Source organism: Nesterenkonia sp. PF2B19, assembly GCF_001758425.2.
GTDB classification, from domain to species: Bacteria; Actinomycetota; Actinomycetes; order Actinomycetales; family Micrococcaceae; genus Nesterenkonia; species Nesterenkonia aethiopica.
The window spans coordinates 1-15,593 of the sequence record NZ_MDSS02000007.1; the positions used below are offsets into that span (position 1 = coordinate 1).

Annotated in this window: 11 protein-coding genes and 4 pseudogenes; 3 read left to right on the forward strand and 12 right to left on the reverse strand. The window is 71.8% G+C overall.

Going from position 1 to position 15,593, the window contains the following annotated elements; all coding sequences use genetic code 11:
• Positions 1–444: 444 nt before the first annotated feature.
• Together BCY76_RS03310 and BCY76_RS03315 are read left to right on the forward strand one after the other, a co-directional pair.
• Entirely contained in the window at positions 445–1,626 is a 1,182-nt protein-coding gene (locus BCY76_RS03310; RefSeq protein WP_070158832.1) for a S1C family serine protease, read from the forward strand.
• A 7-nt stretch (positions 1,627–1,633) separates the two neighbouring features.
• Positions 1,634–2,458 (forward strand): PIG-L deacetylase family protein, encoded by an 825-nt coding sequence (locus tag BCY76_RS03315; protein ID WP_085437158.1) that lies wholly within the window; start codon positions 1,634–1,636, stop codon positions 2,456–2,458.
• Positions 2,459–2,519: 61 nt separating this feature from the next.
• On the opposite strand, the gene rraA is transcribed toward BCY76_RS03315, so the two are convergent.
• The 4 genes from rraA to BCY76_RS03335 all read right to left on the reverse strand — a co-directional run bounded on the left by rraA (position 2,520) and on the right by BCY76_RS03335 (position 6,347).
• Complete coding sequence (gene rraA / locus BCY76_RS03320) at positions 2,520–2,990, reverse strand: ribonuclease E activity regulator RraA (protein WP_070158831.1); 471 nt, start codon at positions 2,988–2,990, stop codon at positions 2,520–2,522.
• Positions 2,991–3,009: 19 nt separating this feature from the next.
• Positions 3,010–4,677 carry an RskA family anti-sigma factor gene (locus BCY76_RS03325; RefSeq protein WP_139827590.1) on the reverse strand — a complete coding sequence of 556 codons (1,668 nt, stop codon included), beginning with the start codon at positions 4,675–4,677 and terminating at the stop codon, positions 3,010–3,012.
• Between the two features lie 102 nt (positions 4,678–4,779).
• Positions 4,780–5,253: a tRNA (cytidine(34)-2'-O)-methyltransferase gene (locus tag BCY76_RS03330; RefSeq protein WP_237089938.1), complete on the reverse strand. Its 474-nt coding sequence runs from the start codon at positions 5,251–5,253 to the stop codon at positions 4,780–4,782.
• A 44-nt stretch (positions 5,254–5,297) separates the two neighbouring features.
• Complete coding sequence (locus BCY76_RS03335) at positions 5,298–6,347, reverse strand: J domain-containing protein (RefSeq protein ID WP_070158828.1); 1,050 nt, start codon at positions 6,345–6,347, stop codon at positions 5,298–5,300.
• Positions 6,348–6,475: 128 nt separating this feature from the next.
• Here BCY76_RS03335 and BCY76_RS03340 point away from each other — a divergent pair.
• Positions 6,476–7,700 (forward strand): annotated as a pseudogene (locus BCY76_RS03340) (cysteine desulfurase family protein).
• Here BCY76_RS03340 and BCY76_RS03345 read toward each other — a convergent pair.
• From BCY76_RS03345 to BCY76_RS03380, 8 genes and pseudogenes are all read right to left on the reverse strand, one after another.
• On the reverse strand, positions 7,657–8,175 hold the full coding sequence (locus BCY76_RS03345; protein WP_070159218.1) for a mycothiol transferase: 519 nt from the start codon (positions 8,173–8,175) through the stop codon (positions 7,657–7,659). The pseudogene BCY76_RS03340 and the gene BCY76_RS03345 sit on opposite strands and share 44 nt — an antisense overlap.
• Before the next feature lie 33 nt (positions 8,176–8,208).
• Positions 8,209–9,321: a hypothetical protein gene (locus tag BCY76_RS03350; protein WP_070159220.1), complete on the reverse strand. Its 1,113-nt coding sequence runs from the start codon at positions 9,319–9,321 to the stop codon at positions 8,209–8,211.
• On the reverse strand, positions 9,318–9,701 hold the full coding sequence (locus tag BCY76_RS03355) for a chorismate mutase (RefSeq protein WP_070159221.1): 384 nt from the start codon (positions 9,699–9,701) through the stop codon (positions 9,318–9,320). The genes BCY76_RS03350 and BCY76_RS03355 overlap by 4 nt, the downstream gene beginning before the upstream one ends.
• 70 nt (positions 9,702–9,771) lie before the next feature.
• A pseudogene (gene mnmA, locus BCY76_RS03360) lies at positions 9,772–10,958 on the reverse strand (tRNA 2-thiouridine(34) synthase MnmA).
• A gap of 93 nt (positions 10,959–11,051) precedes the next feature.
• A pseudogene (locus BCY76_RS03365) lies at positions 11,052–12,360 on the reverse strand (DUF58 domain-containing protein).
• Between the two features lie 55 nt (positions 12,361–12,415).
• Positions 12,416–13,365: pseudogene (locus BCY76_RS03370) on the reverse strand (AAA family ATPase).
• Positions 13,366–13,475: 110 nt separating this feature from the next.
• Positions 13,476–14,882: a DUF4350 domain-containing protein gene (locus BCY76_RS03375; protein ID WP_070159225.1), complete on the reverse strand. Its 1,407-nt coding sequence runs from the start codon at positions 14,880–14,882 to the stop codon at positions 13,476–13,478.
• Entirely contained in the window at positions 14,879–15,589 is a 711-nt protein-coding gene (locus BCY76_RS03380) for a DUF4129 domain-containing protein (protein ID WP_085437159.1), read from the reverse strand. Before BCY76_RS03380 ends, BCY76_RS03375 begins: the two co-directional genes overlap by 4 nt.
• Between the last annotated feature and the right edge of the window lie 4 nt (positions 15,590–15,593).

Consider the following 15,593-nt stretch of genomic DNA (forward strand, 5'->3'; position numbering starts at 1 on the left):
CGCGGGATCCGTGCCCGCGCCCGGAACGGCCGCGCCCCGCTCTCCCCAGCAGGGGTCTCCGGCATCTTCGGCGCATGGTTACGCGTCCGGCCCGGCGATGCAGCCCTATCGGCCGGCTGGCCCTGCCCAGCCCGGATTCCCGCCTCCGGCAGCGCCGTCCGCTTCGTCCTCTGCGGGGGCGGCCGCCCACCCGCACCAGGCACAGGTGGCCCCCTACGGCCAGTCCCCGCACGCTGGCCAGTCCCCGCACGCTGGCCAGTCCCCGCACGCTGGCCAGTCCCCGCACTCCGGCCAGCCCCGCACGCTGGCCAGTCCCCGCACTCCGGCCAGCCATGGTACGGCGGCCCCAGCGGCCCCGGTGGCAGTGGCAGCAGCGGTGGTCCAGGAGGCCCTGGCCACCACAGGGCTCCCGCTGAGCCGGAGAAGAGTCGTCGCGGAGTCGGCATGCCGCTGTTCCTGGTGGGCGTGCTGGCGGCCGGCCTGATCGGCGGGGGAGTAGGTGCGGGCGCCGTCGGACTCCTCGGCGGGGACCAGCAGGTCGACGTCGGCGGCTCCGGCATCCAGATCAACAACCCGGAGAGTGCCACGGCGGTGACCGCGGCCGCAGCCAAGGCCTCGCCGTCGGTGGTGACGCTGTCGGTGGCCGGCTCCACTGCGGCCGGCTCCGGCTCGGGCATCATCTTGGACGACGAGGGCCACATCCTCACCAACACTCACGTGGTCACCCTCGGTGGGGCCACTGCCGAGGCGGAGATCCACGTCAAGCTCTATGACGGCTCGGTGCGCACCGCTCAGGTGGTCGGCACGGACCCGCTCTCCGACCTCGCTGTGGTCCAGCTGGAGGACACCGAAGGCATCGAGCCCGCAGAGCTGGGCGCCTCCTCCGACCTGAACGTGGGCGACCAGGCGATCGCCATCGGCGCACCACTGGGGCTCGACGGCACCGTGACCGACGGCATCATCTCCACCCTGGACCGGACCATCTCGGTGGCCTCCGCCGCCGTGGAGGAGGAGACCCCGGACGCCCCCGAGCCCGAGGAGGAAGAGGACGGTGAGGGCTTCGAGTTCTACTTCCCCGACCTGGAGACCTCGCCGTCCCAGGGGTCCATCCACCTCAACGTGATCCAGACGGATGCCGCCATCAACCAGGGGAACTCCGGCGGGGCCCTCGTCGACTCCGAAGGACGGGTCATCGGCGTCAACGTGGCCATCGCCTCCACCGGCGGCGGGATCTCCGAGGCGGAGGCCGGCAGCATCGGCGTCGGCTTCTCCATCCCCATCGACTACGCCCAGCGTGTGGCCGAGGACATCATCGCCGACGGCGAGGCCTCCCACGGGCTGCTGGGCGTCACCGTGAACGCCGCGGGCGCCGGCGAGCAGCCGCTGGAGTCCGGCGGCAGCTTCACCACCGGTGCCTACGTGGAGGAGGTGGCTGACGGGTCCCCGGCGGCTGAGGGCGGGCTTCAGGAGGGCGACATCGTCACCCACGTGGATGACCGTCGGATCGACGACAGCCTGACCCTGACCGCCACGGTCCGCGAGTACCGGGCAGGGGAGACCGTCTCCGTGACCTATCTGCGCGACGGCGACGAGCACGAGGCCGAGGTCACCCTCGGCGGGATGTGAGGCTCCGATGACCTCTGACCGGCGCTCCACCCTGTACAGCCCGGACGCCCTGATCGACGTGCTGGGTGTCCGCCGCGTGCTGGCCTTCGGCGCCCACCCCGACGACGTCGATTTCGGCGCGGCCGCCACCGTCGCGGCGCTGGCCGAGCGTGGAGTGGACGTCACCCTCTGTCTGCTCACCGCGGGCGATGCCGGCGGCTTCGAGACCGGGCATGACCGAGTCGAGATGGCGCGTCGTCGCCAGGCCGAGCAGGAGGAGGCGGCCGCCGTCCTCGGGGTCCGCGAGGTGATCCTCCTGGACGAGAAGGACGGCTGGGTGGAGCCGACGGCTGACCTGATCCGCCAGATCGTACGGGTGATGCGGCAGGTGCGGCCCGACGTCGTGATGTCCCCGCACCCGGAGCGGGCCTGGGACAGGATGCAGAAGTCCCACCCGGACCATCTGGCCTGCGGCGAGGCGGTGGTTCGTGCCTGCTATCCGGCGGTGGAGAACCCCTTCGCGTTCCCGGAGCTGGCGGAGCAGGAGGGGTTGGAGGCCTTCAAGATCCGACACCTGATGCTCATGGCCGCCCCGGAGGAGCGGGTCAATCTGCGCGTGGAAGTCAGCGGCTACGAGGACAGGAAGCTGGAGGCGCTGCGCCAGCACTTCAGCCAGCACCCTGATCCCGCGCGGATGGAGGAGTTCGTGCTCACCCGTCTGCGGCGGATCCATGCCGCCGCCGGCATCGTCGACACGTCCTCCGAGGGACCGGCAGAGGGACTGGCTGGGGGGCTGGCTGAGGACTTCCACTGGGTCGTGGTCAACGGGCCGGACACCTTCGCCGGCTTCTGAACACTGCCCGGCCCCTCCGGGAGGAGCAGAGCTCGATCGAGGAACAGTGCTCGACCGAGGATCAGGGCTCGACCAGGACGCCGTCCTCGTCGGCGTGCAGCATCGCGCCGGGACGGAACACCACGCCCCCGAACTCGACCGGCACATCCTGCTCGCCGGTGCCCTCCTTCGAGGACTTGCGCGGATTCGATCCCAGCGCCTTGACACCAAGGTCCAGCTGAGCGACGGCGGTCCGGTCGCGGATGGCGCCGTTGATCACGACCCCCGCCCACCCGTGGGCGACTGCCGCCTCGGCGATCATGTCGCCCATGAGGGCGGACTCCAGGGAGCCGCCGCCGTCGACTACCAGCACCGCTCCGTCGCCCGGACTGTTCAGCGTGGTCTTGACCAGGGCGTTGTCGCGGAAGCAGCGGATGGTGCGGACCGGTCCGGCGAAGCGGGTCCGCCCGCCCAGGTCCTGCATCTGCAGGGAGACCGACTGCAGGCTCTCATCGGCGTCATAGAGATCGCAGGTGGTGAACTCAGCGGTCATCGTCGACTCCTCCTGGAGGTCATTCCTCGTCGTCTTCGTCCTCGCCGGCGGACGTGCCGCCCCCGTACTGGGGGCCTTCGGTGATGCGGTCGCGCAGCGGGATCTCCACGATCACTTCGCCGGTGGGCCTCTCTTCCCCGCGGATCTGCTCCGCGGTGACCAACAGCTGCTCATAGCCGCCGATGGCGCGCAGCGTGATGATCTCCTCCTCCAGCTCTTCGGCGCTGTAGCTTCCCAGGGAGCTGGGAGGACGTTCGTCGGAGGGCAGCAGCCAGACCTGGTAGGAGAGCCCATCCAGGTCCGCCACATCCTGGAAGTCCACATAGCCGACGTCCTCGGAGGCTGAGAGCACCGCCTCGGCGGTCCCGCCCTCCGCGAGCTCGAGCCCGTCGAGCACCCGGGCGTCCTCGGCACCGTCGGCGGTGGCGACCACGTCCTGGCCGCCGGTGAACCGCCAGACCAGCACGACGGCCAGCAGCACCACCACCGCGAGTCCGGTGAGCACCATCCAGCGCTTCATGATCGGTTCGCGCTTGGCGGTCTCCTCCGTGTGGGTGGAGAACTCCTCCACCATGCCCATGCCGACTTCCTGATCCCCGAGGTCGAGGAGCACCTCCTCCAGCAGGTGGGCCGGAGGCACCGTCGGGTGGGCGGTGAAGATCTCCGCCAGGGTGCGGCGCGCGGCCAGCACCCTGGTGTCCCACTGCTGGGCGGTGCGTTCGTCAGCATCCAGGACGATCTCGTCCAGCAGGGAGCGTTCCCGGTCGTCGACGGCGTCGAGGGCGTAGACCTCGGCGAGCTCGACCAGCAGGTCCTTGTCCAGGTCTGCGGCGATCTCCCGGGTGAAGTTGCGGTTGACCCCGGTGCCGCGCTCCAGGTCCCGCCGGGTGACGGCGGCCCGGAGGATCGGATCGAACTCCTCGTCGCGGGCGCTGCGCTGGGTGTGCAGCCGGGTCATGCCGTCGCGCAGCCGGGACTTCACCGCGGGGATGGCGGCGCCGACGGTCTCCGCGATCTGTCGGTGGGTCAGCCCGGTGAGGTAGCTCAGCGCCAGCGCTTGGGACTGAGAGTCCGAGAGCACCTCGAAGTCGCCGAGGATCTCCTCGGGGAGCCCGGCCACGCCGCCGCCGTCGGAGATCGCCGCGAGGCTGATCGGGGCCACGGAGCCGTCCCGGAACCTGTCCACCATGATCCGGTGGGCCAGCGGCACCAGCCATTCCAACACCAGCTCGTACTCGCTGGGGCGGTAGTCGGCCTCCGCCTCGGCGTGCTCGTCGGTGAGGGTCTCGGAGGCGGCGGTCTGCAGCCGCAGGTCGCGAGCCCGCACGTCAGCCTGGTCCCACAGGTGGTGATAGACGGCCACCAAGGATGCGTCGGCGCCGGCGGCATCCTCATGCATCAGCAGCGCCAGACCGTAGACGACGTCGGCGGTGGCCTCGTAGAAGGCTGCGAAGGAGGCCTGATCCCCATGGGCGGTGGCGGTCAGCAGTTCGCCCAGCGTCGGGTCCTCGGAGAGCTGCGGCGCCGTCGTCGGCTCGGCGCTCCGGGAAGGCTCCCCGGTGTGTGCGCCGGGATCCTGCCGCGGATCGTGTCCCGGGGCGTCGTCAGGCGCGACGGACACCCCCGACGTCTCCTGGTCCTCGGGGTGAGGCTGGTCGCCGTCACGGCGCGGGGAAGCAGTCTCCATGTTCCGTGAGTCTAGCGACCGGGACCGCCCCCGCCCGGGACCGACGCTCGGAGTCGGCGGGATGTCGGCCGGCGGACCGCTGGACGGAAGTCCGGAGGAGGTTCAGCGGGCGCCGTCGAAGCCGTGCTGACGCCAGGCCTCGTAGACGGCGATGGAGACCGAGTTGGCCAGGTTCAGGGAACGCCGCGAGGGCAGCATGGGGATGCGCACCTTCGCGGTGATGCGGGGGTCGTCCTTGACGTGGTCGTCCAGCCCGGTGGACTCCCGGCCGAAGAGCAGCACGTCGCCGGGTCGGTAGTCGACGGCGGTGTGCCCGGTGTCGCCGTCTCCGGTGAACGCGAAGACCCGCTCGGGGGCCAGCGCCTCCCAGGCCGCCTCCAGGCTCGGATGGACGGTCATCACCGCGAGGTCGTGATAGTCGAGTCCGGCACGGCGCAGCTTCGCATCGGCGAAGTCGAAGCCGAGAGGTTCGGCGAGGTGCAGCTGCATGCCGGTCACCGCCGCCAGGCGGATGAGGTTCCCGGTGTTCCCGGGAATCTCCGGCTGGTCCACGAGCACTCGGATCGGATTCTCCACGGCGACCATCCTACGACGCGTGCGGCGGCCCGGCGCGCCGCCCGCTACGTCTCGTCGGGGGAGGCGAGCTGGTCTCGCAGGACCCCCAGCAGATGGCGGTCCACCACATTGGCCCGCGGTGAGGTGCCGAGCTGGCCCACGATCGCTCGCGCGGCGCGTCCGGCCGCCGACGGGGCCGAAGCGCCGCCGCGGGAGGCCTCCACCACCGGGGACAGCAGGCTGCCGTCGGGGGAGTGGAGCATCACCTGGTGATCCACGGTCAGCACCACCTCGTGACCCCGTTCGTCGAGCAGCCGCTGGGTCAGCGTCTCCCGGAGCCGGCGAGCCTGAGCGCCGACATCCGGAAGGGCCAGACTGCGTCCGGCGGCGCGCAGCACCTGCCCGTCCCATGACGCGGCCGGGGTGGGCACCTCGAGCGCGAAGACCACGGTGAGCCGGTCGCCGCAGACGACCACATGCTCGGCGCGTTCGCCTCCTGAGGAGCGACGGCGCCCCCGACGATCCACCGTCGGAGCGTCGAGGTGGACGTCGTTGAACAGCCGGGCCGCCGGCAGCTCGTCGAGCACGTGGCGCTGCAGGACCTCGATCGTCCGTTCGTGGCGGCGCTGGACCCGGCTGCGCCCGAACAGCCCGTGGGACCGGAACTCGCCGTGGACGCGCTGGCTGGTCAGAGAGAGGGAGAGCGGCCGGGGATCGGAGAGCGCCGGCCGGTACTCCGGAGGCAGATGCGCAGCGCCCGAGGCGGTGCGCTGGGCCCCCCGCTCCGAACTGCCGCGGTTCCGGCCGCTGGGAGCCGCCCAGGTGCCGGAGGGACCGTAGCGGACGGCGTCGACGTCGTCGGTCGACTCCCCGGTGCCGGTGCCGCCGTCGCGGCGGGTCCGGTCATAGGCGGCCCGGGACTCCGCGGAGCGCAGCACCTCCCAGGCCGCCTGGATCCGGTGGAAGTCCTCAGCGGAGCCGCCCCTGTCCGGATGGTTGTCCCGGGCCAGGCGCCGGTAGGCGATCCGGATGGTCTTCAGATCGGACTCCGGAGGCACGCCGAGCACGCCGTAGAGGTCTGCGCCGGGGACTCCGGGGGAGGACTGGTTGCTCATCGCTCCCTCACGATAGCGCCTGATCCTGCCGCCCCGCCCGTCGGCGGCCACGGATCAGCCCACCGCGGACATCGGCGGTGAGAGCCCTGCCAGCCCGGTCGCCGGGGAGCTCGTAGAATCAGGGGACGATGACGAGTCCTTCCCGGTACTTCGACCATGCCGCCACCACACCGGTCCGTGACACCGCAGTGCGCGTGCTCACCGAGATGATGCCCCGGCTGGCCAACCCGGCCTCGCTGCACGGGGCCGGACGCCGTGCCCGCCTGGAGGTCGACGAGGCCCGGGCCCGTCTCGCGACGACGCTCGGCGCCCACCCCAGCGAGGTGATCGTCACCTCCGGCGGCACCGAGGCGGACAACCTCGCGCTGAAGGGCCTCTGGTGGAGCCGCCGAGCGGAGGATCCCCGCCGTCGTCGGGTGCTGCTGCCCGGCATCGAGCACCATGCCGTGCTCGACACCGCCGAGTGGCTCGAGTCCCAGGAGGACGCCGAACTGGTCCTCCTGCCGGTGGGCGCTGACGGTGTGCTGGACCTCGAGGCCTCCTGCGCCCTGCTGGAGGAGCTGATCGCCGAGGAGCCGGAGTCCGTGGCGCTGGCGACCCTCATGTGGGCCAACAACGAGACCGGGGCCCTGCAGCCGGTGGCCCCGTTCGCCCGAGCCTGCGCCGCATACGGCATCCCGCTGCACTCGGACGCCGTCCAGGCCTTCGGCGGCGAGCCCGTCGGAGCGGAGCCGGTGGACTTCGCCGCCAGCGGCGCGGCGACGCTGGCGGTCAGCGCGCACAAGATCGGCGGCCCCGTGGGGATCGCCGCGCTGCTGGGTGCGCCGGGACGTCCCCCTGACTCCGGTGCTGCACGGCGGGGGACAGGAACGGGACATCCGCTCCGGGACTCTGGACGCCGCCGGACTGTGCGCCTTCGCCGCCGTCGCCGAGGAGGTCGTCGCCCAGCGGGTGGAGGAGTCGGCCCGGATCGCCGCGCTGCGGGACACGCTGCTGGAGGCCGTGATCGACGTCGAGGGGGTGACCCTGCGCGGTCCGGACCCGCGCACCCACCCGGAGCGCCGCCTGCCGAACAACCTGCACCTGACCGTGGACGGCGCCGAAGGGGACTCGCTGCTGTTCATGCTGGACATGGCCGGCTTCGACACCGCCACCGGGTCTGCCTGCACCGCCGGTGTGCCGCGGCCCTCCCATGTGCTGCTGGCCATGGGGCTCAGCGAGGATCAGGCTCGCGGCGCCCAGCGCCTCACTCTGGGGCACACCACCACCGCCGACGACGTCGAGGCGCTCGCCGCCGCCCTGCCGAGAATCATCGCGCAGGCTCGGGCGGCAGGGATGGCCGCCGGGCGGTGACCACGTCACGGGTGATCTCGGCGTGGCCCAGGTGCTGACAGATCTCCTCGAAGACATGAAGCAGCACACCATGGCAGGTGACGGTCCACTGCTCGTCCCGGCCCGCAGGGAGGGCGGCGGGCGCCGCTGACCAGTCGGTGGCGGCGATGTCGTCGAGGAAGGCCTCCCGGGCCTGTGCGGCGAGCTCCAGTGCCTGGGCGGCCGGCATCTGCGTGGTGAACTCCCCGTCCCGGTCGCGGGGCACCGGCACGCCCAGGTTCACCGACGACGACCAGCGACGCATGACGCCGCAGACATGGACCAGCAGCTGCACCGCCGAGTTCGTCGAGACCTCGGGGCCCGTGTGCTCGCCGAGGTCGCGGCCGGCGTCGGCCTCCTCCAGGGACCCCACCAGCGTGACGAGCTGGTCGAACTTCTGCAGGATGAAGCGCAGGAGGATCTCGTCGCGCAGATCAGTGCTGGTGGGCGTCCTCATGTCATGCCTCCATCTGGTCATGCCGTCATCTGGTCATGCCGTCATCTGGTCGGTGAGCGCCTCGGCGGCGTTCCGGGTGCGGCTGACCAGCCGCAGGGCATCGGTCTCGCTCACCGCGGCGAGCTGGTCCCGGGCCGCGGAGGCCAGGGGCGTCACGGACAGCGCCGCCAATGACGACGACGGCATCCCCAGCGCCTGCCAGGGCTCGCTCAGCCGCCGGGCCAGGACGCTGACCTGCGGCGTCTCCTGCATCGACCGGGGGACGGAGCGCAGCAGTCCGGCATGGAACCGGGTGCCCTCTTCGACGAGCCCGGCAACCCGCTCCCAGTCGCCGGTGGTGAGGGCCGGCACGGGCAGGCCGAAGCCGTCCACCCGGGTGCCGGTGGGGGCTCGGTGGTCCTCCACATGCTCCAGCAGGGGCGCCTCGCCCAGGTCCAGCAGCACCTCGTCAGCCCCGGCGGCGCGCAGCGATTCCACGACCACGCCGATCATGCGACGGGTCTCATCCCGGGGCAGGGCGCGGATGGTCCGGTAGCCGCTGACCGTGGGCACCGAGCCGGTGCGCACCCGCTGGTGGTCAGGCTCGAGGAGCACCACCCGCAGCGCGGCAGGAGCGCAGGACCGGCGCACGTGGGCCAGGTGCTCGGCGGCTCCCGCGGCCAGCGAGTCGGCCAGATCCCGGCGGGCCCCGTGGTCCACCAGCAGCTTCTCCCCGCCCGGCAGCGCCAGCTGGGCGGCCAGGCTGACCGGTCCCAGCAGGTGCAGCACCAGCTCCGCGGGCTGGTCGTCGCCGCCGTCCTCCGCGCGCGCCCCTCGCACGTCGGCGAGAGTGTCGACGTCGGCGCGCAGCAGCTGCACGGCACGCCGATGGTCCGCCCCGGGCCGGTCCACCAGCCGCCAGCCGTAGGAGGTCAGCTCCGCAGGCAGCTCGGCCAGCATCGCGATAGCGCGTCCGCGCAGGGTGGCGTGGTGGCCGCGGGCGGGCAGCTCGGCCAGGGCCGGCAGGTGGCCGGAGAGCTCCTCCTCCAACCGCTGGGAGGAGACCAGGGACTGGTCGCCGGGCATCACGCCGTCGGCCGTGGCGAGCACCGCCTGTGGGCGTGTGTCCTCGGCCTGCTCAGCCTCGGGTCGGGTACGCCCGCTCATCGAACCTCACGGGAGCCGCCGGGGCGGGACGGGTCGGGGGTCGATTCGGAGGCGGAGATCGCCTGATGGTGGCGGATGACCTCCTCGATGATGAAATTGAGGAACTTCTCCGCGAACTCCGGGTCCAGCTGGGCGTCTTCGGCGAGGCGCTTGAGCCGGGCGATCTGGTTTCGCTCGCGGGCCGGATCCGCCGGGGGCAGCTGATGACGGGCCTTGAGCACCCCCACCCGCTGGGTGGCCTTGAACCGTTCGGCCAGCAGATACACGAGCGTGGCGTCGATGTTGTCGATGCTGGCGCGCATCGCCAACAGATCCTCCAGGACCTCCGGGTCCACGTGCTGGGCGGCGTCGCCGGCGCGCTGATCAGGGCTCGAAGTCATGGTTCCAGCTTACGTCGATCCGGCGGCGCCCACGGTCGGGATCTGCCCTCAGACACGCCGGAGAACCGCCTCAGGCGCCGACGGCGGGCTGGTAGTTCTTCGACCGGGCGGTGTCGATCGTCGCCTGGCCCAGCACCCGCGTGCCCTGGTACATCACGGCGGTCTGTCCCGGAGCGACGCCGCGCAGCGGCTCCTCCAGCTCGACCACCAGCCGTTCCACGCTGTTCCCGCCTGCGTCGCTGTCCAGGCCGTCGCTGTCGGGTGAGCCGACGGCGTCGTCGGCCCTCTGGACCCGCGCTCGGGCCGGGACGGGGTCAGCGTGGGCCCGGATCTGCAGATCCACCGGGAACCAGTCACCGGTCTCGGCCTCCTGCACGGCGGGGCCGGCCCAGGAGAGTCGGATGCCGGTGAGCCGGTCGATCTCCAGCAGCTCCTGGGGGCCGGCCACCACCGTGTTGTCCTTCGGCCGGATCTCCAGCACGAACCGGGGCTTGCCGTCGGGGGCGGGGCGGCCGAGCTTCAGCCCGCGCCGCTGACCCACGGTGTAGGCCTGGGAGCCTCATGTTCGCCGATCTGCTCACCGGCCGGATCGAGGATGGGGCCGTTCTGCAGGTCGATCTGCTCGGCCAGCCAGCCGCGGGTGTCGCCGTCGGGGATGAAGCAGATGTCATGGGAGTCCGGTTTCTTCGCCACGGAGAGGCCACGCTCGGCGGCCTCGGCGCGCACCAGCTCCTTCGACGGGGTGTCGCCGAGCGGGAACAGACAGTGCGCCAGCTGCTGGGTGGTCAGTACGCCCAGCACATAGGACTGGTCCTTGGTCCAGGTGGCGGCCCGGTGCAGCTCCCGGGTACCGTCGGGGCGGTCGACGATCGAGGCGTAGTGGCCGGTGGCCACGGCGTCGAAGCCCAGCGCGATCGCCTTGTCCAGCAGCGCTTCGAACTTGATCTTCTCATTGCAACGCATGCACGGATTGGGGGTCCGACCGGCCGCGTACTCGGCGATGAAGTCGTCCACCACGTCGGTCTTGAAGCGCTCGGAGAAGTCCCAGACGTAGAACGGGATGCCGAGCTTCTCGCAGGCGCGCCACGCGTCGGAGGAGTCCTCGATCGTGCAGCAGCCGCGGGAGCCTGTGCGCAGGGTCCCTGGCATGCGGGAGAGGGCAAGATGGACGCCGACCACCTCGTGGCCGGCGTCGACGGCGCGGGCGGCCGCCACGGCCGAGTCCACGCCTCCGGACATCGCAGCAAGTACCTTCATGACGCCTTCCAGGGTCTCACAGCCGCCCGGTGCGCTCCCAGTCCGGAGGAGCAGGGGCGGTGAGGGTCCGCTGAGGTGGGGCGGACATAAGGCTCACAGCCGACCGGTGGCCTTGAGCCGGATGTAGGTGTCGGCCAGCTGAGGCGGCAGCTCATGCGGAGTCGCGTCCACGACCTCCACCCCCATCGAGACCAGCTGCGCCTTCTTCGCCTCTCGCTCGATGATCTCCCGTTCGGCGGCAGCCGCGCGGTACACCTCGGTGGCGGTGGCCCGTTCCACCGTCCTCCGGTCCAGGTCGGGATCGCGCACTGCGGCCAACAGCACCAGATGCTTGGCCGTCAGGGCCGGCAGCACCGGCAGAAGCCCTTCCTCCAGGGAGCCGGACTCCAACGAGGTCAGCACCACCACCAGGGCGCGCTGGGAGCTGATGGCCTCCACATGCGAGGGCAGCTGGGAGAAGTCCGCCTCCACCAGCTCCGGGTCCATGGTGGCCATCGCGTTGACCATCTGGTGCAGGAAGTCACCCGACGACGACGAGCGGGCGCGCGCCACGATGCCGCGGTCGAAACCGATGAAGTCCACCCGGTCTCCGGCCCCGGCGGCGAGCACCCCGAGCAGCAGGGAGGCCTCCATGCCCGTGTCGAGCCGCGGCTCGTCGTCGATGCGGGCTGCGGACGTGCGGGAGGAGTCGAGACACAGGATGACCCGCCGGTCACGTTCGGGGCGCCACGTGCGCACCACCAGATTGTGCCCGGCGCCGGTGCGCCGACGGGCGGTGGCGCGCCAGTCGATGGAGCGGACGTCGTCACCTCGCACGTAGTCCCGCAGCGAGTCGAACTCGGTGCCGGCCCCGCGGATCTGCACCGCGGTCTGGCCGTCGAGCTCACGCAGCCTCTGCAGCTTCGACGGCAGGTGCTTGCGGGACCGGAACGGAGGCAGCACCCGCTGCAGGTGCCTGGAACGGTGCACCACCTGCCGGCCGGCGAGCCCCAGCGGGCCCAGGGAACGGACCGCCAGCGTGCTGGCTCGCCAGGTCGCCGCGGCGGCTCGGGCGCAGCGGGACGCTGACCCGCCGCAGTCCGCCCGGCGGGATGTCCACGGGGGTCACCGGTCGCAGCGACCCGGCCGAGGGCTGCCAGCCGTCCTTCACGGAGCCGCGCAGCCGCCGGCGGCCGCTGTGATGGAGCACCGATTCCGCCGTCGTCGTGCGGCTCAGCCGGACCGCCGCGCCGGGGACCCTCTCCACCCGGACCTGCCGCGGGGAGCCGGCCAGCATCATGTCGACGACGACCAGCCCCACCAGCAGCGTCAGGCAGGTCCACCATGCCCAGGCCACGGGGAGCGCGACGACCACGACGCTCAGCGCCAGAGCGACGTACAGCAGGCGGCGGGTCAGCACCATGGAGGGATCCTCACATCAGGTGGTCGGAGGGAGAAGGGCACAGGGCGGCGAGGGCTCAGCGGGGCACCGGCACGGTGGCGAGGATGCCCTGCAGCACATCGTCGACGCGGACTCCGTCCATGGAAGCCTCCGGGCGCAGCGAGACGCGGTGCCGCAGGCAGGGCAGCGCCAGCGCCTTGACATCGTCGGGAGTGACGAAGTCCCGCCCGGAGAGCCAGGCCCACGCCTTCGCGGAGTTCATCAGCGCGGTCGCTCCGCGCGGGGAGACCCCCAGCTGGAAGCTGGGCGCCTGGCGGGTGGCCCGGGCGATGTCCACGATGTAGGCGATCACCTCAGGAGCCAGGGACAGGCCCAGACTTCCCGGCGGGCGGCCCTGACGTCCTCCTCGGAGGCGACCGGACGCACCCCCGCGTCGGCCAGGTCGGAGGGGTTGAAGCCGGCCGCGTGGCGGCGGATGACCTCGATCTCTTCGCCGCGCTGCGGCAGCTCGAGGGTGATCTTCAGCAGGAAGCGGTCCAGCTGCGCCTCCGGCAGCGGGTACGTGCCTTCGTACTCCACTGGGTTCTGCGTGGCGGCCACCAGGAAGGGGTCCGGCAGAAGGCGTCCGATCCCGTCCACCGAGACCTGCCGTTCCTCCATGGCCTCCAGGAGGGAGGCCTGTGTCTTCGGCGGAGTGCGGTTGATCTCGTCGGCCAGCATCAGGTTGGTGAAGACCGGCCCCTCCCGGAAGGTGAAGTCACCGGTGGCCGAGTCGTAGACCAGCGAGCCGGTGACGTCTCCGGGCATCAGGTCCGGGGTGAACTGGACCCGGGCCGTGTTCAGAGACAGCGACGCCGACATCGCCCGGACCAGCAGCGTCTTGGCCACGCCCGGCACTCCCTCGAGCAGCACATGGCCGCGCACCAGAAGCCCGATGAGCACACCGGTGACCGCCCCGTCCTGGCCCACCACGGCCTTGGCGACCTCGTGCCGCACCTGGTGGAAACGGTCGCGGAGCGTGTCCATGGCGCCGACCCCGGAGTTGGCCGCTGCGGCCGGGTGCGGGGTGGAGCCCTGGGGAGCAGGGGCCTGGGGAGCGGGGGCCTGTGGCGGAGTCTGGTCGGACTGGTGTGGGATCACGGTGCTTCTTCCCTCGGCGTGGTCGGCGGTGTGGGGTCTTCGTGTGGTGTCGGGCCGTCGTGTGATGCTGCGGCATCCTGCGGGGCGGGCGGCGTCTGCGACGGACGGAGGATCTGACGCGGCCCATGGCCGAGCCGGATCCGGACCTCGTCCTCCAGGGCGGCCAGCCCCTGGGCATATCTCACCATGGCGGTGTTGCCGCTGACGGCAGCGGCGTCCACGGTGCGGGCGATCTCCTGCTCGCTCCGTCCGGTCTGGGCCGCGACGGCGCCGATCACCTGCTGCTCCGGAGTGCCCGGGCCGAGTCGCAGGAGTCGGGCCAGGCGCAGCAGATGCGCGGAGCGCAGCGTCCGTGAGGCCTCCGTGGAGGCGTCCGCCTGCTGGTAGAGCCGGCCTCGCCCTTCGGCGGACTCGGAGGCGGGGACCTCCACGGGCAGCGGCTCCACCACCACCGGGCCGTGGCGGCGTCCGGCCACGAGGATGAGCAGCAGCGCGCAGACGAACAGCCACCAGGTGAGCATGTCCACCCAGTCCGGCATGAAGTCCCAGGGGGAGGCCCATTCGTCGGCGGACAGCGTGTCCACGCCGGACGGGGTGTACCAGATCAGATCGGACTGCTCGCCGAACAGGCCGAGGGCCAGCGCCGCGTTCCCCTCGGAGGTGATGTGGCGGTTGGTGAAGGCATCGGGAGCACCGAAGACCAGGCCGGCGTCGGTGGCCGCGAGCACGCGACCGACGTCGTCCTGCGTGGGGTCGGGCCGCCCCAGGAAGCACCCCGCCTTGACGTCGTACAGCTGGCCCGGGGCGCGTATCGTCTCCGCGCGCTGAGCCGCGGGCACCGTGCAGTCTTCCCCGGCGTCGAGCACCTCGGGCACGTCCGTCGTGGAGGAGTGCGGGATCGCCCGGGCGGGGGCCAACCCGCCGAGCGCCTCCTCGCGGGTGGCGGCCGACGGGGTGATCCACACTCGGGGCCGATCCTGGGAACGGAGATCGCGGGTCAGCGAGCGGCTGGCCTCCCAGCGGTCCTCGTGGACGACGATCGAGGCCTCGGGCATGTCCTCCAGCAGAGCGCGCGCGCTCTCTGCTGTGGAGGCAGGATGGATCTCCACTCCCTGGTCCTGGAGGACCGCGGCGATCGCGGCATAGCCGTCCAGCTCGGTGTTGTTCAGCCCGTAACGTTCCTGGTCCTCCACGGACAGCAGCTGGACCACGACGGAGAACAGCACCCCGATGATGACGAGCAGGAGCCACAACTGCCAGCGACGCAGGGTCGAGCGCAGCGCGGCGGACAGGTTTCGCACCGTGGGCGGCCGGGTCTGGGACTCACGGGGCGCGGCGTCGTCCGGCGCCGGGAGGACGGGGGAGGACGGGGCTCCGGACCGCTGCGGGATCGGTGCGGTCATCGTGGCGCCACCACCTGAGGCGCTGCCGGGGACTGGGATGTCTGGGGCTCGGCCGCAGCGAGCGTGGCGTCGAGCCCACTCAGGTCCTCACAGTCCTGGGCGGTCAGTGAGCGGCCGCCATAGCGGGAGAGGTTGAACAGCTCGGCGGCGGTTCCGATCCGCGGCCCATGGGAGGGAAAGACAGCGGTGAGCTCACGGGCCGCCTCCGTGGCGGTGCGTCCCATGAGCTCCGTGAGGATCTCTCGCTCCTCGGCAGCCCGGACCACCGCACGGTACAGGTCCCGGAAGCACTCGTCGGTGCGGCCGGCCCGTCGGTGTTCCTCGGCCCGAGCGCGCAGCTCGTCGCTGCTGATGCCCGGTTCGATCGTCAGCGCCTCGTCGGCGCCGCCGGTCCGCTGCAGCCGCGGTCGGACGAGCAGGATGATGAGCACGATCGCCGCGATGAGCAGCACCATGATGATGAGCGGACCATAGGGGATGTCGACGCCGCCGATGGAGCCCATGCGGTCACTGAGCCACGCGAGGAAGTCCTCGATCGCCTGTCGCACCGGCCCGGTGAACTCCCTCTGGTACGTCGGGTCCGCGAGCTCGCGCTCCAGCAGTTCCCGCCCCTCATCGGGGCTGGGCGTCAGGGGCGTGGAGGCGCTCAGCGGCGACGGCACCGGACCAGGCAGGTCCGTCGGAGGAGTGATGGCGACCAGGAGCATGGGC

Excerpts from the sequence above, each read along its gene's own strand:
- BCY76_RS03380 (WP_085437159.1), bottom strand. The coding sequence starts at position 15,589 with ATGCTCCTGGTCGCCATCACTCCTCCGACGGACCTGCCTGGTCCGGTG.
- BCY76_RS03350 (WP_070159220.1), bottom strand. The coding sequence starts at position 9,321 with ATGAGCGGGCGTACCCGACCCGAGGCTGAGCAGGCCGAGGACACACGC.
- BCY76_RS03310 (WP_070158832.1), top strand. The coding sequence starts at position 445 with ATGCCGCTGTTCCTGGTGGGCGTGCTGGCGGCCGGCCTGATCGGCGGG.
- rraA (WP_070158831.1), bottom strand. The coding sequence starts at position 2,990 with ATGACCGCTGAGTTCACCACCTGCGATCTCTATGACGCCGATGAGAGC.
- BCY76_RS03355 (WP_070159221.1), bottom strand. The coding sequence starts at position 9,701 with ATGACTTCGAGCCCTGATCAGCGCGCCGGCGACGCCGCCCAGCACGTG.
- BCY76_RS03375 (WP_070159225.1), bottom strand. The coding sequence starts at position 14,882 with ATGACCGCACCGATCCCGCAGCGGTCCGGAGCCCCGTCCTCCCCCGTC.
- BCY76_RS03345 (WP_070159218.1), bottom strand. The coding sequence starts at position 8,175 with ATGAGGACGCCCACCAGCACTGATCTGCGCGACGAGATCCTCCTGCGC.
- BCY76_RS03325 (WP_139827590.1), bottom strand. The coding sequence starts at position 4,677 with ATGGAGACTGCTTCCCCGCGCCGTGACGGCGACCAGCCTCACCCCGAG.
- BCY76_RS03335 (WP_070158828.1), bottom strand. The coding sequence starts at position 6,347 with ATGAGCAACCAGTCCTCCCCCGGAGTCCCCGGCGCAGACCTCTACGGC.
- BCY76_RS03315 (WP_085437158.1), top strand. The coding sequence starts at position 1,634 with ATGACCTCTGACCGGCGCTCCACCCTGTACAGCCCGGACGCCCTGATC.